The following is an 18,610-nucleotide window of genomic DNA, read 5'->3' as shown; positions in this document are numbered from 1 at the left end:
TGGCCGTCACCGCCGCCACCTGCCGCTGTCAGGCGTCCTGGCGGTCGGGCAGCTTGGCCAGGGCGTCGCGCAGTGCGGCGCGGGAGGTGATGCCCAGCTTGGGGAACACCCGATAGAGGTGTGAGCTGACCGTGCGCGGCGACAGGTGCATGCGCGCGCCGATCTCCTTGTTCGTCAGACCGCCGGCGGCCAGGTCCGCAATCCGGCGTTCCTGCCAGGTCAGTGACGCCAGGTGTGCCGAGGAGGCGAGCGGGGACGCTCCGGCGGCCCGTAGTTCGGCACGGCTGCGTTCGGCCCAGGCGCGCGCGCCGAGGCGTTCGAAGGTTCCGGTGGCGAGGGTGAGGGTGAGGCGGGCGGCTTTGCGGCCGTGGACGTGGCGTAGGTGGATGCCGTGGGCGAGGCGGATGCGGGCGAGTTCGTAGGGGAAGGTGGCGGCGGCGGGGTGGGTTTCGGCTCGGTGGTAGTGGTGGTCGGCTTCCGCGGGGTCGGTGGCGGTCATGGCGAGCGCGCCGTGGGTGACGAGGGCGAGACGGGGGGAGATGTCGGGGAGCCGGGCGCGTCGGGCGGCGACGGCGTGGGCGCGGGCTTGTTCGTGGCGGCCGGTGTGGAGGGCCGCCTCGACGAGATCGAGGAGGGTGCGGGGGGCTTGGTGGGCGTAGGGGGTGAAGGTGCCGGGGGGTGTGATGCCGATGGCGTGGAGGTAGGCGGCTTCGTAGTCGCCCTCGGTGAGGGCGGCGGCGGTGCCGGTGGCGTCGGCGATCTGGGTGAGGAAGCCGACGCCGCGCGGTCGGGCCCAGGCGTCGACGGCCGCCTGGAGCCGGCGGGCGCGGTCGCTGTCGCCGCGCATCGCGGCCAGCAGGCCCAGATACCCCCGGGCATGGTGCGCGAACAGCATGTGGCCATGGGACGTCGCCAGGTCCAGGCACCGCTGCCCGGTCCGCTCGGCCTCGTCCCACTCGCCGACCGCCATCTGGTCCAGCGTGATCTGGTGCAGCATCGTCATGCTGGTCGCCATGGCCCCCGTCCCGGACTCACGGTCCAGGGCGCGCTGCAGCAGGGGACGGTACTGGCTGAGGATGTCCACGTGATAGGCGGCGACGCCCAGCCGCGTGATGTCCCACGGCTCGGGATCGCGCAGGGCGGCGAAGGCGTTCTCCACCCGCTCGCGCACTTCGGCGCCGCGCCGCACCACATCCCCCCAGGCGTCCTGGTAGATGCGGGAACGGGCGGGCACCAGATCGCCCAGGGTGTCGAGCAGCGCGTGCGTCCGCTCCCACGCCGCCTCGTCGCTCGCGTACTGGTTGATGGCCAGCAAGAGGTTGATCAGCCGCGTGAGCACCTCGTGCGAGTCCTTGACGCCGGTGTCCCGCAGGTTCTCGATCGCCGCGACGACATGGCGCCGCGAGGACCGTACGTCCCCGTCCTCGTACAGCGCCGCGTAGGCAGCCGCGACCACCGAGGCGGGGGAGTGGCCGCCGTCGGGCGCGGCGCCCGAGCCGACCAGTTGCCGGGCCTGGCCGAGCAGGCCGGCGTGACCGGCGACGAACGCCGCGTCCCCCAGCCGCCTGGACCGTTCCTCCGGCCGCTCGCTCAGCTCCGCCGCGCGGGTCAGCCAGGACACGGCGAGCATCGCGCCGCCGCGCCGGGTCACCGACTCGGCCGCCGCCTCCAACGCCGCCGCGACCTCCTCGTCCGGGTCGACCGTCGCGGCCGCCAGGTGCGTGGCACGCCGTTCCACGTCCTCACGGTGCACCTGGGCGAGCGCCGCGTGCGCGGCGCGCCGTTCGTTGGGGGTCGCCAGCTGGACGACGGTCGAGCGCACCAAGGGGTGCCGGAAGACGAAGTCGCCGTTGAGCGGATCGATGTCCAGCAGGCCGCCGGCCGCCGCCTCGTCCGCGTTCAGCATGCGGTAGCGCGTGCCGCGCGGGTGCCGGACCGCCGTGCCCGCTCCGACGCCGTCCAGGGCGCCGCGCAGCAGCTCCGTACGCACGGCGTCACCCAGCGCCCTGATGCGGTCGCCGTACACCTGCTGGAGGCGCTGGGGCAGCGGGACGCCGGGGTAGCCGGCCAGGGCGGCCCGGTCGTCCGCCGGGCGGCCGCTGCGCAGCACATGGGGCGGCAGCTCCAGCAGGGCGAGCGCGTTGCCCTGGGCCTCGTCGAGCACCAGACGACGGATCACGGGATCCAGCCCGGGATGGCGCAGGTCCAGGAGTTGCTCGGACGCCTTCTCCGGCAATGTGGTCACCGCGAGTTGGGGCAGCGCGGCCGTGTCGAAACCGGAAGGCACGTCGGAACGCAGGCCGACGAGGAGCTTCACCGAGCTGCCGGTGAGCCGCCGCCCCACGAATCCGCACACCTCGATGCTGGGGGTGTCGAGCCATTGGCCGTCGTCGAGCACCAGGAGGAGGGGTTGCTGCGAAGCGGCGAGCGAGAGCACGTCGAGGACGGCGATGCCGAGGGCCATGACCGAGGGAGGTGAGCCCTCGCCGCGGCCGAAAACGACGTCGAACACCTCCCGGTGGTCGTCGTCCAGCCGGTCGATGTGCGACAGCAGCGGGTGGAGGAACTGGTGCAGGCCGGCGAACGGCAGCTGCGACTCGGCCTCCGCGCCGGCCGCCCGGACGACTCGGTGCCGCTCGCCTGCGGCGAGGGCGGCGACGTGCTCCAGCAGGGCGGTTTTGCCCACGCCGGTGTCACCGCGCAGGACGAGGGCTCGGCCCGCGGCGGTTGTCACGAACCCGGACAGCGCCTCCTGTTCGCGCTCACGGCCGACTATCGTCCCGGCGATCGACTCCATGGTCCCCCACTTCCTTCCCCGCCGGACGGGACCGGCTCACACGTTGTGGTCGTCGCTCACACGTGGCGCGCATTCCTCCTCGCCCCGGTGGCGGCCGACCACCCCCCGCCGTGTGCCGACCTCACGCGAAAGACTAGAGGTCTTCAGGGGATTTCGACACCGGGTACGGCCGGACATGTCGTGCCGGTCCGGGGCGGGGGTTTCGACACGTTTGAGTCGGTGTCATGTGTGTTCTTCCGTGCCCACACGGAAGGCCGGCGGCAACACCCGGACCGCTGGGGGACCGCCGCCCGGTCAGGAGGCGCCGAGGCCGTGCAGCAGCGTGTCGACGACGACGTCCGCCGCCTGGCCGGGGCTCAGTTCGGGCCGCTGCCGGGACACCAGGTGCATGAGGTCCGGCAGGAGCGCGCTCGCCCATCCCTCCGGAAGGCCGGGCCGCAGAAGCCCCTCGTCGGCGGCCCGTTCGAGGAAGGCGTCCACCTCGCGGACGGCCGCGTCACGGCGTGCGCGCACGTGCTCCTCGGCGAGCATGCGGGCGAGGTCCACGGGCCAGGTGCGGTTGACGGCGATGATGTTCTCGACGTAGCGGTGCAGGGCCACGGCCACGGGTGCCTCCCGCAACCGGGCGTCCTCGATGGCCTTCTCGATGGCCGTCAGCCGGGCTTCGTAGATGGCGGCGAGGAGGTCCTCACGGGAGGCGAAGCGGCGGTAGACGGTGCGCCGGTCCACACCGGCCTCGGCGGCGATGCTCGCGATGCTCGCACCCGGGTCGGCGGCGAGCATGCGCGCGCCGGTGGTCAGGACGGTTTCGAGGTTGCGTGCTGCGTCGGCTCTCACAGCACGAGTGTACCCGTGCTATGTGGAATCTCAGGCGGCTACCGACTCATGTGTGTGCATAATTGCCCAGGAAGCGCCACTTTGAAGTGACATATAGCTGGGAGAGTGGCATTCTCGGTCGCTACCCGCCACCCCCGTCCGGCGCGTTCTCGGAGAGCCGTTTGAGCTGTGCCACCCAGAGGGTGTTCAGGTGCTGCTTCCACACGGGGGGCAACGCGGCGAGGGACTCCGCGGCGGGACCGCGGACTACGTTCGCGACCACCGCGTGAGTGCCCTCCGCGACAGCGGTGAGCAGCCATGCCTGGTACACCTGCACCCCCGCGCCCACCCCCGACCAGCCGAGCCGACGGGGCGCCACCCGCTCCCCCATGAAGACCTCGAACCGCTGCCCGTGGAACAGCACCTCGTACGTCCTGGCGAGCGGACCGGCCCGCGCCTCGGTGATGCCCGGAACCCACTCCGGCCACCTCGGCACATCGGCCAGCAGGGCGAAGGCCGTGGCGGGCGGCGCGTGCACAACGGCCTGGGCCTGGCAGAAACTGTGGGCCTGCTCGGGCGAGAAACCCGACGGCCAGTGGATGTCCGGGTCGCTGTCGGAGGCGTCGGGCATCCGGTCTTCCTTTCACGCCGCCGTCGGCGGCTCAGGGACGGCCACCGCAGGAGAAGGCTCCGGAGGAGTCGCTCCGCACCAACTGTGCGCGGCACCCACGGACCCGGCATACGTCGAATGACTGAGTGAACGCCATGCGGTCGGCGCTTCCCACCCCTCGTCACTCCTCCCGGCCGAGGTCCAGTCCGGAGAGCGCGTCCCGCAGTGCGGCACGGGAACTGATGCCCAGTTTGGGATAGATCTGGTAGAGGTGCGTGCCGATGGTCCGGTGGGACAGGAACAGCCGCTCCGCGATCTGCTTGTTGGTCAGCCCCGTCGCCGCGAGCGTGGCGATCTGGAGTTCCTGGGCGGTCAGGGTCACGGACCCCGGCCGCGCGGAGGCCGGCGCGGACAGGCCGCTCGCCCGCAGTTCGGCCGCCGCACGCGTCATCCAGGGCTTGGCGCCCAGCCGCTGGAAAGCCTCCATGGCGAGGGTCAGCTGCTCCCTGGCCTCCGTGGTGGCACGCAGCCGCCGCAGCCGTTCGCCGTGGAAGAGGCGCACCCGGGCGGCGTCGAAGGGCCAGCGTTCCGGCCCCGGCAGGGCCAGTGCCCGCTCGAACAGGGCGACGGACTCCTCGCCGGGAGTCGTCAGCGCCTCACAGGCCGCGACCAGCAGTTCCAGGCGGGGCGACAGCTCGGCCATCGCGGACGCGCGCATCGCCGCCGCATGCGCGGCCGCCTCCTGCTCCCGCCCGGTCCGCAGAGCCGCCTCGACCAGGTCCATCGTGCCCCACATGGCGATCGGTACGTAGGGAGCCACGGTTCCGGGCGGGCTGAGCGCGCAGGCGTGCCGGTAGGCGGTCTCGAAGTCACCGTTGCCGAGAGCGGCCAGCGCCCTGGCGTGGCAGGCGAAGAACCGTGCGCCGAGGACCCCGCGGGGCGTGGCCCACCGGACTATCTCCTCGGTCAGCGCGGCGGCGGTCTCCGCTTCGCCCCGCGCAGCGGCCACGGCCGCCCGCACGTACTGGAAGTACCACGCGAAGAACCGGTAGTCGTGGTCCGTGCACAGGCCGAGTCCCTCGGCGGCCAGCTCCGCGGCGTCGTCCCAGCGACCCAGGTGGAAGTAGTCCAGGCCCAGGTGCATCAGCGCGCCCAGATGCCGGCGCACCGGCGAAGTGCCGGCGCGGCCCTGTTCCACCAGCCGGCGGGTGGCGAACCGGAAGTCCCCGAGCCGGTCGGCGAAGACCGAGGCGGTGCCGATGCGGATCACCCGGGTGGGGTCGTCCCCGACGGTGGCGATCAGCTCCCTCAGCCGGGGCAGCGCGGAGGGGCCTGTACGCGCCGGGTCGGCGAAGGTACGCACGATGACCCACAGCAACTCCGGCGGTTCGGGGGTGAGCCGGTCCGTGAACGTCAGCAGCGGCTGCCACCGCGCGGGCTCACCACCGTACCAGCACAGCAGCACCATCAGGTGCAGCGCCTCGACGAGGGCCTCGTCGGAGGCGTCGTAGCCGTGGTCACCGGCCTCGATCGCCCCGACCAGCAGCCGGTAGGCGGTGTCGATGTCGCCGTCCCGGTTGATCAGCAGGAACGCGGACGCGGCCGCCGCGTGCAGCGACTGCCGCCCGGTACCGGGATGGGCCAGGTGGGCTCCCGCCAGCAGACGCGAGGCGTCCTCCAGTTCACCGCTGGAGTCCACGCCCACGTACGCCGCCTCGGCCAGCCGCCGGCTCTCGTCCGCGGCGGTGGGGCTGAGCCCGGCGGCCCGGGTCAGCGCCGTCACCGCGCCGAGCGCGTCCCCGCGGCGAAGCCGGCGCCGCGCCGCCTCCTCCAGCAGGGCCGCGACCGTCGCGTCCGGGCCCCGGGCCGCCTCTCCCAGATGCCAGGCGCGCCGCTCCAACTGGTCGCCGAGCACATCGGCGAGCGCCTGGTGAGTCCTTCTGCGTTCGGATGCGGTGGCCAGCTCGACCACCGCGGAGCCTATCAGCGGGTGCCGGAAGGACAGCCGCCGGTTGTCCGCCGAGACCGTCACCAGCCGGCTGCGTTCGGCGGGGGCCAGATCGTCGATGGCGGCCCGGCCGGCCGCGGCCGCCTCGATCGTGGCGAGGTCACCCGTGCCGTCGAGGGCGGCGATCAGCAGCAGCTCCCGGCTGGGCTCGGGCAGCCCGGCCACGCGCGAGGCGAACATGGCCTGCAGGCGCTCGGTCAGGGGCAGCACGGTGGGTACCGCGGCGAGGGTCGCGCGCTGCTCGGCGGAGAGTGCCACGGGCAGCTCCACCAGCGCCAGGGGGTTGCCGCGTGCCTCCGCGGCGATACGGCGCCTGACCGCGGGGGAGACATCGGGGTGGGCCAGGGCGAGCAGCTCGGCCGACGCCGCGTCATCGAGCGGTGCCAGCCGGTGCTCGGTCAGGCCGCTGGACTCGAAGAAGCTGTCGGAGCCCGCACGGGAGGCCGCGAGGAAGCCGATACGGCTGCCGACGAGCCGCCGTGCCACGAAACCGAGCACGGCGTTGGTCGCCCGGTCCAGCCACGGCAGATCGTCCACGACGAGCAGCAGCGGCGTGTCGGCGGCTGTCAGCCGGAGCAGCAGCAGAACCGCGGTGGAGGTCAGCAGGCGGTCGGGAGCCGGCCCGCCGCCGATGCCGACGGCTACCCGCAGGGCGTCGCGATGCGGGTTGTCCAGGACGTCGAGTTCGTCGAAGAGCGGCACGAGGAGCTGGTTGAGACCCGCGTAGCTGATGTCCGCCTCGAACTGCACACCGGCCGCGCGCAGTACCCGGACGCCCTTGTGTGCGGCGCCCGCCGCCACCGCGTCGAGGACCGCGCTCTTGCCCACCCCGGCCTCGCCCGACAGCAGCAGGGCCGCACCGTGGACCTCGGCGTTGCCGAAGAAGGAGTGGATGAACGACAGGTCCGCGTCGCGTCCGACCAGCCGTGGCGTGGCCGGGCAGACGGTCGAGTCCGGGTCAGTCATCGGGCTGCCTCCAACGGCCGGCGTACGGAGGCCCGGTGCCCTGCGCCGGCCTGCCTGTTCCCGCACCCAGGACCCGTGCACCCCCATGCGATCACCGCAGTCTAGAGGACGCCGGGAGCAGCGCCCCCGGCCGTTCGCGTCGCGGCGGCGGCCCAGGAGCAGCGGGCGTTCCAGCCGGCGTGCAGCGCGACGGCGATCTGCCGCGGCTCCGCCCGGCCGCACACCAGATGTACGGCCGGGCGGAGCCGGCGGGGCGAACAGCTCACGGATGCGGTCGGGGTGGCGGGTGGCCGTTGGCCGGCGCCCGGGTTCAGTGCCGGGGAGATGACCGTTCCGAGCCACCGGTCGTCTTCGCGCCACCGCGTCCCGCATCGGTGCGGTGACCCGCGTCCCACGTCGGCTTCTTCCAGGAGGAGTTCCCGGTGAAGGTCGCCGGTGGCCGGGAGGCGGGCGGCGTCTCAGAGGTGGGCGGCGTCGACGACCGCCTGGGCGAAGACGGTGGGCGCCTCCTGAGGCAGGTTGTGGCCGATGTCCGCGATGGTGCGGTGCTCGTAGGGGCCGGTGAAGTGGCTGCGGTAGGCGGAGCCGTCCCCGGGCGGGGTGAAGGGGTCCAGGGCCGGATCCAGGGTGATGGTGGGGACGCCGATGGAGGGCTGGGCGGAGAGTCGTCGCTCGTAACGGTCGTACCGGGGCTCGCCGTCGACGAGGCCGATGCGCCAGCGGTAGTTGAAGAGGACGATGGCGGCGTAGTCCGGGTTGCGGAAGGCCTCGGCGGTGCGCTGGTACGTGGCGTCGTCGAAGTTCCAGTTGGGGGAGACGAGGGTCCACACATAGCGGCACAGGGCGAGACGCTCGTCGGGATTCTCCATCGCCTTCTTGCCGCGCTCGGTGGCGAAGTACCACTGGTACCACCAGTTGTGCTCGACGGCGGGAGCGGCCGGCTTCAGCTGCGCCATGCGGTCGGTGATGACGTAACCGCCGGTGGAGACCAGCGCCTTGACGCGGTCGGGCCACAGGGCGGCGATGATGCCGGCGGTGCGCGAGCCCCAGTCGAAGCCGGCCAGAACCCCTTTGGGGATCTCGAGTGCGTCCATCAGGGCGATGATGTCGAGGGCGATCGCGGACTGCTCGGCGGTGCGGGGCGTACGGCTGGACAGGAAGCGCGTGGTGCCGTGGCCGCGCAGGTAGGGAACGATGACGCGGTACCCCAGGCCGGCGAGGAGCGGGGCGACGTCGACGTAGCTGTGGATGTCGTAGGGCCAGCCGTGCAGGCAGATGACGACCGGGCCGTGGTGGGGGCCGAGTTCGGCGTAACCGACGTCCAGGACGCCCGCCTTGACGTGCTTCAGCGTGGGGAAGGTGGTGTGGGTGCCGGGGGTGACGGTGGGCACGGTGGGAGCCGTCCCGCCTCTCGGCTGCCGCGTTGCGGTCGTGGCGGACGCCTGGCTCCGCAGGCCGGTCGGTGCCACGGCGACCGCGCCGGTGCCCAGGCTGACGGCCTTGCTGAAAGTGCGCCTGTTGATCATCCGAAATCCTCCGTCGTGCGTGTCCGGTGACCCTTGCACGCGTCTCGTCACCTATCAAATGGGTGACGTACATGTCGTTCTCTTGCGGAGCTGAGGCGTCCGCGTACGGGCTGGGGGCTCGGAAGCCTTCGTCCCGTGACCCGGTTCGGGCCGCACATACTCTCGCCGGTGGCGAAGCCGGGCACATCAGTCACATGACGGTGCGTCCCGTCGGCAGCGCCGGACGGGTGACGTGCCGCAGGCGGCGCCCGGTGCCCGGGTGCGGTTCCGCAAGAGACGGGACCGGGGGATACGTGTGCCCTCGCGGGCGGTACGGCCGAGGGGCCTCGGTCATTCGACTGAAACGACGTCATCTCTGCCCGGCAGAGGTGGGAGCCGGCGGCGCGCGGCAAGCTCATTTATGAGACGCTTACCGAATCAAGTGCTACATTCAAGTGACACTTGGGTGGCGCGTCCAGGCCATCCCCGAACGCGCGCCAGAGGGAAGAGGGGAAGCGCATGATCACCTACGACCGGCTTTACATCGGAGGTCGCTGGGTCGAACCGAGCGACCCGCGGTTGCTCGACATCGTCTCGCCGCACGACCAGTCGGTGATCGCCCGCGCCGCCCAGGCGCGGCCGGCGGACATCGACCGCGCGGTCGCCGCCGCCCGGAAGTCCTTCGACGGGGGCGCGTGGCGGCTGACCCCGCCGGCCGAGCGGATCGCTGTCCTGCGCCGGTTCAACGCACTGCGCGAGGAGAACGCCAAGAAGATCGCGGAGCTGATCTCGCGGGAGAACGGCTCGGCGGGCTGGTTCACCCGCGCCGGGCAGCCCGGCCTGACCCGCCAGGCCAACGCCTACCTGAAGGCGGCGGAGGAGTTCGCGTGGGAAGAGACACTGGCCCCCTCCGACCCGGCCTCCCCGGTGCGCAGCGTGGTGCGCCGAGAGGCGGTCGGCGTCGTGGCCGCGGTCATCCCGTGGAACTCACCCTTCTCGTCGGCCACCTCCAAAATCATCCCGGCACTGGTGACCGGGAACTCCGTGATCCTGAAGGTGTCGCCGGAGAACTCGCCGAGCATGGGCTTCCTGGCCGAACTGCTGGAGCAGGTGGGCCTGCCCGAGGGTGTGCTCAGCGTGCTGCCCGCGGACCGCGAGACCAGCGAGTACCTCGTGTCCCACAAGGACGTCGACAAGATCGCCTTCACCGGCTCGACACGTGCGGGCCGCCGCATCGCCTCGATCGCGGGCGAGCAGCTGAAGCGGGTGAGCCTGGAGCTGGGCGGCAAGTCCGCGGCCATCATCCTGCCGGACGCCGACCTCGGGAAGGCGGTCGCGGGCCTGAAGTCCGCATCCCTGCTCAACAACGGCGAGTCGTGCATCGCGCAGACCCGCATCCTGGCCCCCCGCAGCCGGTACGAAGAGATCGTGACCGCGGTGAAGGAGTTGGTGGAATCGCTGAAGGTCGGTGACCCCGGCGACCCCGGGACTTTCATCGGCCCGATGATCCGCCCGGACCAGCAGGAGCGCGTGCGCGACTACATCAGGCTCGGCATCGAGGAAGGCGCCCGCCTGGTCACCGGCGGCCCGCAGATCCCCGAGGGCCTGGAGAAGGGCAACTACGTCACGCCCACCGTCTTCGCGGACGTCGACAACTCCATGCGGATCGCGCAGGAGGAGATATTCGGCCCGGTCCTGGTCGTCATCGCCTACGACGGCGAGGACGACGCGGTGCGCATCGCCAACGACTCCGAGTACGGCCTCTCCGGCGGTGTCTGGTCCGCCGACGAGGAGCGCGCCCTGGCCGTGGCCCGCCGCGTGCGCACCGGCACCCTCACTGTCAACGGTGCCTCCGTCGCCTTCGACGGCCCGTTCGGCGGCTTCAAGGCCAGCGGAATCGGCCGCGAGTACGGCGCGGTCGGCATCGGCGCCTACACGGAGTACAAGACCATCACCGTCTGACCCGCGAGGGCGGAACCGCCGACGGCGGCAGGGGGACAGGCCGCTTGCCGCCATCGCCCTCCGACCTGTGGTGGTGCCCCGCGCATGTGTGAACGGAACACACGTGTCTCCACCCGGTGTATCCCCGCAGCGAGCGGAAGAACACCCCGGTCTACAAGGGCGTGGCAGCGTCCGGCCGGGAACGCGCCGGTGGGCAGGCCGACGGCGTGGCTACGCCGGGACCACCCGGTAGCTGAGCGCCGCCCACGGCAGGTTGGACTGCGCGAGCGAGCCGCTGGCCCACGAGGCACCGGTGCAGCCGGTCCCGGAGTAGACCACCACGGAGCTGGAGCCGGAGACGATCTGGACCGACAGGGACGTACCCCCCGACGGGGTGTGGCATGTGCCGAGGTCGTCGAGGTCGACCGTCGTCACCGTGCCGGTCCCGTCGCTGCCCGCGTACAGATAACCGCCCTCCTGAAGGGGAGGCCAGCCGGTGGCCCCGGCCGTCCCGGCACCGAGGCCGATGAGGGCTGCGGCCATGACGGCTGCGGCTGCGCCACCGGTTTTCGTCCTGGGGATGAACATGTGACCCACCCTCTCGTCCGCGTGCCGCCGCGGTTGCGGTGGCACGATGGGTTCGACGTATGATCGGCGCAGATCATTGCACATTGAAGCATGTGTCGAGCAGGGGCAATCCAGCCACACCGGCAGGACGTGTCACACGGATGTGTGCACACCCTCTCTCGGTCGGCGAGGAGATGTGCGCTCCCGTGTGTCACCGGTGGTCGTGCCGGGCCGTCGGTTCCTCCGTCGGCGTACGGCTACCGGCACCGTCCGGCCGCTGTTGCCGGTGATCGCGTCTCTGCCGGACCGGAGCGCATGCTGCCGGACCGGCCGGGAACAGGCAGCCGTCGCAGGGCGAAGGGCCGGAGTGCCCCACTGGCGTCGAACGCGGTCGGTACGTCCCCGGACACGCCGGCCGGCGACCTGAATCACCGAGCCCATGACCTACTGCTCGACTCACTCCGATGTGATCGGCCAGGTCACTCCCGCAGTCACATGACTGATGCGCCGACGCGCGGCCGTGCAGCACAGTTGGGCCGACGTCGTCGCCGTACGGTCCACCGGAACCGAATGCCCGTAACTCGCACACGTTTCCAGTTCACTTCGGAGAGGTCCATGCTCATGCGCTCCACCACCGCTCCAGCGGCGGCGCCCGTTGTGCCGGGCCGATTTCCCCTGCTCGGCCACCTGCCGCAATTGGCCGTCAAACGAGTGGACTTCCTGCAAGCGGTCAGGGCGCAGGGCGACATCGTCAGGATATTCCTCGGGAGTCGGCCGGTGTTCGTCCTGAACTCCCCAGAGGCCGTCCACGACGTTCTCGTCACGCAGGGCAGGAGGTTCGGCAAAGGTCTGCTGTTCGACGCTGCGCGGCCCTTCATCGGGAACGGCATCATCACGTCCGAGCGTGACTTCCACCGGCGTCAACGACGGGCGCTCCAGCCCGCTTTCCACCGTGACAGCATCGCCGCGTGCGTCGGGACCATGACCGGCATCGCCGAGGAACAGGTGTCGGCCTGGAAACCGGGCGAGGTGATCGCCATGGATCTGGTGATGCGCCGGATGATGACGGGCATGCTCGTCGCGACCCTGTTCAGCACCGGACGCCCGGACGGCGCCGGCGGCGTGGCAGAGCTGGGGGAGCGGGTCGCGGAGCACCTGACCACGGTGATGCGCGGCGTTTTCGTGGGCACCGTACTGCCCCCGCCGATCGCGTCCTCACCTCTGCTGGGGCACCGCAAGTACCTGTCCGCGGCCGCGGCGCTGCGCGAACTCGCCGACACCGCCGTCCGGCAGGCTCGCCAGGACCCCGCCGACCGCGGCGACCTGTTGTCGATCATGTTCGCCGGCACCCCCGGCAATCCGCGGGGGATGACCGACGCGGAGGCCCGTGACGAACTGCTGTCCCTGCTCATGGCCGGTGTCGAAACCACGTCGACCACCCTGTCCTGGGCGCTCCACGAACTCGGCAGGCGTTCGGAGATCACCGAGCGGATCAGAGCCGAGTGCGATGCGCTGCCCGCGGACGTCCTGCCCAGCGCGGCAACGCTTCCCTTCACCGACCGGTTCCTTAGGGAGGTGCTCCGCCTGCACCAGCCCAACTGGTTGCTCATGCGGCGCGCGTCGGAGCCCGTGCGAGTCCGCGGTGTCGACCTCCCGCGGGGGGCCGAGCTGATCTACAGCGCAGTGACGATGCACCGGGATCCGGCGAACTTCCCGGATCCCCTGCGCTTCGATCCGGACCGGTGGCTCAGCCGTACCGAGAAGGATCTTCCACCGGGCGCCTACGTCCCGTTCGCGCTGGGCAACCGGAAGTGCATCGGGGACCACTTCGCGATGACCGAGATGCTGGTCGTCCTCCGCTCGATCGTCTCGCGGTGGCGGCTGCGGCCGGTCGCGGGGCGCCGGGTCCGGCCGGTTGTCCAAGCGCTGATCCGGCCCAATGCGCTGCCCATGCGTGTCTCACCCTGGCCGGCCCGCTGAGCCGGCCCCCCTTCTGGAGGTGCGCCCCACCATGACATCGACGGCAGAGGCGGCCATGCCCGCGACCGAGTCCGTGACCGAGGACGATTCAGGGCCCCCGGCCCCGGTTCCCGTCCCTTTCCCCCGCCGGATCAGTGCGGACTTCCGGCCCGCCCACGAGCGCCACCTCGCCTGGCCGAAGTCCTTCGGCTTCCTGTCCTCGAAAGAGGAGGAGACCCACCACCTCAAGGGCCAGTTTCCGCTGATAGCGGCCATGTTCTATCCGAACGCGACCGGAGACGAACTGGACCTCGGGGTCGACCAGCAGAGCTGGTACTTCCTGTTCGACGACGCACTCGACGAGCAGTGGGGACGGTCGCCCGAGCGGGTCCGCCACCTCGTCGAACTCGTCAAGGAGGGCATCGGCGGTGAGGCGTCCCCACTGCCCCTGGCCGGTGCGTTCGCGGACATGCGACGCCGCAGCTGCCGGGACATGCCCGGGGACTGGATCCGGCGGTCGGCGGCCCACTGGTCCTCCTACCTCGACCACCATGTCCACGAAGCGCTCAGCCGGCAGACCGGCACCCCCATGCCCCTGAGCACGTATCTGCGCGTCCGGCGCCACACCATCGGCGTGGCACCGGTCATCGATCTCGCCGAGCGCCTGTCCTCGTGCGTCCTCCCGGACCACCTGTACACGCTGCCGCACCTGTCGGTCATGCGCGAGATGACGAAGACGTTCATCATCTGCGACAACGACATCGTCTCCCTGGACAAGGACGCGGCTCTGGGGGAGCGGAACAACCTCGTGCTCTGCCTGGAACGGGAGTACGGGATCTCCCGGCCGCGAGCGATCGGGAAGGTCCTCCGCCGCCAGGACGAAGCCCTGCAACTGTTCACCGGCGCCCACCGCGCCCTTCTCGGTGCGACGGCCACGAGCCACCTCGATCCGGCCGAACACGACCTGCTGCGGCGCTATTGCACCGAGGCACTGCAGACCACCATCCGCGGCGCCTCCGACTGGCACCACGCCTCCACCCGTTACCGCGTATAGGCCGACGCGGACCACCACGACAACAGGGCCTTCCCGGGATCGACACAGTTGAGGAGCATGCAGCATGCCCGATCGGCGTCCAGCGTCCTTCGTAGCCTCCGAACGGGACCGGACCTGCCCGTTCGACCCGTCCCCGGACCTCCTGCGCATGCGCGACGAGGGCACCCCGCAGCGGCTGCGCGTCGTCCACCCGGTGCACGGCGAGATCGAAGCCGTAGTCCTCACCAGGTACAGCGACGTCCGGGCCGCCTTCGCGGACGAACGTCTGGTGACGGGCAACGGCATCGATCCGACGCTGCCGCGTACCCTGTTCAACCACCCGGGCTTCCTGCCCGCGTACAGCGGTCCGGATCACACCCGCCTCCGCCGCATGCTCATCGGCAGCTTCACCGTCCGTCGGATCGAGCGACTGCGGCCCGCGATCGAGTCGATGGTCCGCGACCACCTCGAGGCCATGGTGGACCACGGCCCCGTCGTCGACCTGGTCGAGGCGTTTGCCCTGCCCATCCCTTCACTGGCGATCTGCGAACTGCTCGACGTCCCGTACGAGACACGGTCCATTTTCCAGCGCTGCTCCCAAGTGATCATGGACGGGACGGCCGACGCCGACCGCCTGGTGGCCGCCTCGGCCGAACTGAACGCGGCCATGGCGGAGATCGTCACCCGCAACCGGGCCACGCCCGGAAGGGGAGTGCTCGGCACGATGGTGCGGGAGCACGGCGCGGAGCTCACCGACGACGAACTCATCGGATTCGGAACCACCCTCCTCGTCGGGGGACACGAGACCACGGCGACCATGCTCGCCCTGAGCGTGCTGGCCCTGCTCCGCCATCCGGACCAACTCGCGTCCCTCCGCGACGACCCCACAGTCGCGGGGACGGCCGTGGAGGAACTCCTGCGTCATCTCGCCGTCCCGGCACCGCTCCTGCGCACGGCCGTGGCCGACATCGACCTCGACGGCAACAGGATCGACGCGGGCGAGCACGTATTGCTCTCTCCGTTGACCGCGAACCGTGACCCCGGCCTCGTCCCCGAGCGCCCCGACGACCTCGACCTCCACCGCCGCCCGGTCGCCCAGCTGTCCTTCGGCTTCGGCGTCCACCAGTGCCTCGGCCAGCAACTGGCCCGATTGGAACTGAAGATCGCCCTGCCGGCCCTGCTCCGCCGCTTTCCCACCCTCCGACTCGCCGTTCCCGAAACGGCCCTCCGCTTCCGCCAGGGCTCAACGGTCTACGGCGTGGAGGCACTCCCGGTCACCTGGTGACCACCGAGATGTCCCCGCGCCGGTGGATCACACTTCCGCGGTGACCCCGTTCGGTTGTCGGCGGCCCGCTCGACCAGCTTCAGGCGCACGGCTTCACCCCGGCTGACCTGGAACGGCGGTTGTCGCGGGCCCTCGGAGCAGGTGCGGGCCAGGTGGGCCGCGGCCGGCGTTCGCTGACGGCCGCCCTCTGCGCCGACGACTCAGCCCCCACCCGGGTACGGCTGGACGTGACCCGCACCACCCACATCGGCTACGGCGCGGTGCCCGCCTCTCAGGACGTGGGGGAGGAGTCTGTGGGGTGGCAGGCGTGGGCCGGGCCCGTGCTGGGCGTGGCGGAGCCGGACGCGTCGGACTCAGAAATCGACGGGGTCGCGGAGAAGAGGGCACGTCATGCAGTGACCACCGCCCCGGCCTCGGCCCAGTTCCGCGCCGACGATCGTGACGACCTCGACACCGGCTTTGCGCAGCAAGGCGTTCGTCTGGGTGTTGCGGTCGTAGGTGAAGACCACTCCGGGTTCGACCGCGACGGCGTTGTTGCCGCTGTCCCACTGCTGGCGCTCGGAGGCGTAGACGTCCCCGCCCGTCTCCACGACACGGAGTTCCGGCAGACCGAGCGCCTTGGCGACGACATCCACGAAGGGAGTGGTGCCTTCGTCGATGACGTCGAAGCCGGGTGGCTGGTCGGCGGGACGCAGGGAGAAGGTGTGCACCGAGTCCATGATCTTGGGATAGAGCGTGACCAGGTCCCGGTCGGCGAAGGTGAAGACGGTGTCCAGGTGCATGGCCGCGCGGAGCCTGGGCATGCCGGCGACGATGACGTGCCGGGCGGCACCGCGCCGGAACAGGGTGGCCGCTACCTGGGTGATGGCCTGGCGGGAGGTGCGTTCGCTCATTCCCATGAGGACGACTCCGTTGCCGACCGGCATGATGTCGCCGCCTTCGAAGGTCGCCTGGCCCCAGTCGAGTTCGGGGTCGCCCCACCACACGGTCGAGTCCTTGAAGTCGGGATGGAAGGTGTAGACCGCCTTCATCAGCAGGGTCTCGTCGTGCCGGGCCGGCCAGTACAAGGGGTTCAGGGTGAGGCCGCCGTACAGCCAGCAGGTGGTGTCCCGGGTGTAGAGGGTGTTGGGCAGCGGCGGCATCAGATACTCGCGTGCGCCGGTGGACTCGAGGGCGAGCGCGAGGTAGCCGGAGCGGAAGTCGGGGGGCAGGTCGGTCGTGGCGAGACCGCCGATGAGGTAGTCGGCGAGGCGGCGCGGCTCAAGGGTGTCCAGGTAGGCGCGGGTCCCTTCGATGAGGCCGATGCCGACCTGGTTGGCGGTGATCTTCCGGTCCAGCAGCCATGCCCGGGCCTCGGGCATGGCCATGGTCGCCGCCAGCAGGTCGTGCAGCTCGATGACCTCCACACCGCGCTGCCGCAGTCCGGCGACGAAGTCGGCGTGGTCACGCTGGGCGTTCTCCACCCACATCACGTCGTCGAACAGCAGGTCCCCGGAGTTTCCCGGGGTCAGGCGCCGGTGCGCCAGGCCGGGCGAGCACACCAGTACCTTGCGCAGCCGGCCGACCTCGGAGTGGACTCCCGGGGCGGGCTGGGGAGCGGTGTCGTTGCTGGTCACGGTGACCTCCCTGGAAAGCGCGCGTGCGCAGGACGAGACGGTGGGCCGGTCAGAGACTGATCCAGCCGACCGCGAGGGCGATGACGCCGAGCACGGCACCGGCGACGGAGACGGCGAGGATGACGAGTTCGCGTGCGGTGAAGGGCTGCCGGCCCTGTTCGCGGCGGGCCATCACGAACAGGACGGTCGCGGGCGCGTAGACGACGAAGGAGACCAGGACGAACTTCAGGCCGGCCGCGAACAGCAGAAAGGCCGTGTAGAGCGTGGCGAGGACGGCGACGGCGAGTTCGCGCCCGGACGTCCGGCCGCCGACGGTGAGCGCGTCGGAGCGGGTGCCGATCTTGAGGGCGAACGCGGCCGCCAGAAGGTACGGGATCAGGGACAGCGCGCTGGTCAGGTCGAGCGCGAAGTTGAAGGCGTCGTCCGAGAACGCGGTGACCACCAGCACGACCTGGATGAGGAGCGAGGTCATGAACAGGGCGGGCACCGGCGCGTCGACGGAGTTGACGCGCCGCAGGAAGCGCGGCATGTCGTCGTCCTTGGCCGCCACGAGCAGGACCTCCGCCGCCATCAGCGTCCAGGCGAGGTAGGCGCCGAGCACGGAGACGATCAACCCGACGCTGATGAAGACCTTGCCCCAGGTGCCGACGGCCGCCTGCAGGACCCCGGCCATGGACGGCTGCCGCAGGTCGGCGATGTCACCCATCGGCAGGATGCCGTAGGACACGATGGTCACCGAAGCGAAGATCGCGAAGACGCTGAGGAAGCCGAGGACGGTGGCCTTGCCCACGTCGGAGCGGCGCTTGGCGTGCCGGGAGTAGACACTCGCACCCTCGATGCCGAGGAAGACGAAGACCGTGGCCAGCATCGTGCCCCGGACCTGGCCGAAGAGAGAACCGGCGTAGTCCGCGCCGTGGAAGTTGGCGGCGAAGACGTCGGCCCTGAAGTACACCAGGGCGAGGACGACGAAGAACAGGATGGGGACGAGTTTCGCCACGGTGACGATCTTGTTGATCGCGGTGGCCTCCTTGACCCCGCGCCGGATCATCCAGAAGAACGCCCATAGCCCGATCGAGGAGAGTACGACGGCCAGGGCGGTGTTCCCCTCGCCGAGGGCGGGCCAGATCGCGCCGACCGTCGACATGATCAGCACCCAGTACGTCACGTTGCCGACGCAGGCGCTGGCCCAGTAGCCGAACGCGGAGAAGAAACCCAGGTACTCGCCGAAGCCTGCCTTCGCATAGGCGTACACGCCGGCATCGAGGTCGGGGCGGCGCACCGCCAGGAGCTGGAAGGTGAAGGCCAGCATCAGCATGCCCGCGCCGGCGACGGCCCAGGCGATGAGCGCACCGGCCACGCCCGTCTCCTCGGCGAAGCGCCGCGGCAGGGAGAACACCCCGGCACCCACCATGGAACCGACGACCATGGCCGCCAGCGTGAACAGCGACAGCTTGGCGGCCGGAGCGTCTTGCTGGTCGGCTTCGGTAGCGGTGACCTGCGACATGGC

General features: G+C 71.0%; 12 protein-coding genes. 4 read left to right on the top strand and 8 right to left on the bottom strand.

The genetic code is table 11. The features are described from left to right. Nucleotides 1-28: 28 nt before the first annotated feature. The 5 genes from SCK26_RS02355 to SCK26_RS02335 all read right to left on the bottom strand — a co-directional run bounded on the left by SCK26_RS02355 (nucleotide 29) and on the right by SCK26_RS02335 (nucleotide 8,723). Entirely contained in the window at nucleotides 29-2,797 is a 2,769-nt protein-coding gene (locus SCK26_RS02355; RefSeq protein ID WP_318199548.1) for a LuxR family transcriptional regulator, read from the bottom strand. Nucleotides 2,798-3,091: 294 nt separating this feature from the next. Further along, the gene (locus tag SCK26_RS02350; protein ID WP_318205887.1) at nucleotides 3,092-3,580 is read right to left on the bottom strand and encodes a TetR/AcrR family transcriptional regulator; all 489 of its coding nucleotides are present in this window, start codon (nucleotides 3,578-3,580) and stop codon (nucleotides 3,092-3,094) included. A 175-nt stretch (nucleotides 3,581-3,755) separates the two neighbouring features. Continuing rightward, on the bottom strand, nucleotides 3,756-4,244 hold the full coding sequence (locus SCK26_RS02345) for an SRPBCC family protein (RefSeq protein WP_318199547.1): 489 nt from the start codon (nucleotides 4,242-4,244) through the stop codon (nucleotides 3,756-3,758). Between the two features lie 160 nt (nucleotides 4,245-4,404). After that, entirely contained in the window at nucleotides 4,405-7,197 is a 2,793-nt protein-coding gene (locus SCK26_RS02340) for an ATP-binding protein (protein WP_318199546.1), read from the bottom strand. 458 nt (nucleotides 7,198-7,655) lie between these two features. Beyond that, the gene (locus SCK26_RS02335) at nucleotides 7,656-8,723 is read right to left on the bottom strand and encodes an alpha/beta hydrolase (RefSeq protein WP_318199545.1); all 1,068 of its coding nucleotides are present in this window, start codon (nucleotides 8,721-8,723) and stop codon (nucleotides 7,656-7,658) included. Between the two features lie 498 nt (nucleotides 8,724-9,221). Between SCK26_RS02335 and SCK26_RS02330 the strand changes: the two genes are divergently transcribed. Beyond that, complete coding sequence (locus tag SCK26_RS02330; protein ID WP_318199544.1) at nucleotides 9,222-10,664, top strand: aldehyde dehydrogenase; 1,443 nt, start codon at nucleotides 9,222-9,224, stop codon at nucleotides 10,662-10,664. 210 nt (nucleotides 10,665-10,874) lie between these two features. Here the strand turns inward: SCK26_RS02330 and SCK26_RS02325 are convergent, their stop codons facing one another. Next, nucleotides 10,875-11,186, bottom strand: coding sequence for a hypothetical protein (locus SCK26_RS02325; protein ID WP_318199543.1), 312 nt, complete (start codon nucleotides 11,184-11,186; stop codon nucleotides 10,875-10,877). 645 nt (nucleotides 11,187-11,831) lie between these two features. Between SCK26_RS02325 and SCK26_RS02320 the strand changes: the two genes are divergently transcribed. From SCK26_RS02320 to SCK26_RS02310, 3 genes are all read left to right on the top strand, one after another. Then, nucleotides 11,832-13,190 carry a cytochrome P450 gene (locus tag SCK26_RS02320; RefSeq protein WP_318199542.1) on the top strand — a complete coding sequence of 453 codons (1,359 nt, stop codon included), beginning with the start codon at nucleotides 11,832-11,834 and terminating at the stop codon, nucleotides 13,188-13,190. 31 nt (nucleotides 13,191-13,221) lie between these two features. Then, the gene (locus tag SCK26_RS02315; protein WP_318199541.1) at nucleotides 13,222-14,223 is read left to right on the top strand and encodes a terpene synthase family protein; all 1,002 of its coding nucleotides are present in this window, start codon (nucleotides 13,222-13,224) and stop codon (nucleotides 14,221-14,223) included. 64 nt (nucleotides 14,224-14,287) lie between these two features. Continuing rightward, nucleotides 14,288-15,487 (top strand): cytochrome P450, encoded by a 1,200-nt coding sequence (locus SCK26_RS02310; RefSeq protein ID WP_318199540.1) that lies wholly within the window; start codon nucleotides 14,288-14,290, stop codon nucleotides 15,485-15,487. Nucleotides 15,488-15,840: 353 nt separating this feature from the next. Here the strand turns inward: SCK26_RS02310 and SCK26_RS02305 are convergent, their stop codons facing one another. Together SCK26_RS02305 and SCK26_RS02300 are read right to left on the bottom strand one after the other, a co-directional pair. Then, nucleotides 15,841-17,103, bottom strand: a complete 1,263-nt coding sequence (locus tag SCK26_RS02305; RefSeq protein ID WP_318199539.1) for an arginine deiminase — start codon at nucleotides 17,101-17,103, stop codon at nucleotides 15,841-15,843. Nucleotides 17,104-17,152: 49 nt separating this feature from the next. Continuing rightward, a complete protein-coding gene (locus tag SCK26_RS02300) occupies nucleotides 17,153-18,607 on the bottom strand; it encodes a basic amino acid/polyamine antiporter (RefSeq protein ID WP_318199538.1) in 1,455 nt (484 codons plus the stop codon). Nucleotides 18,608-18,610: the final 3 nt, after the last annotated feature.

The organism is Streptomyces sp. SCL15-4, assembly GCF_033366695.1.
GTDB lineage: Bacteria > Actinomycetota > Actinomycetes > Streptomycetales > Streptomycetaceae > Streptomyces.
The sequence above is the reverse complement of the archived record's forward strand: the minus strand, read 5'-3'. Positions and strand labels throughout refer to the sequence as shown.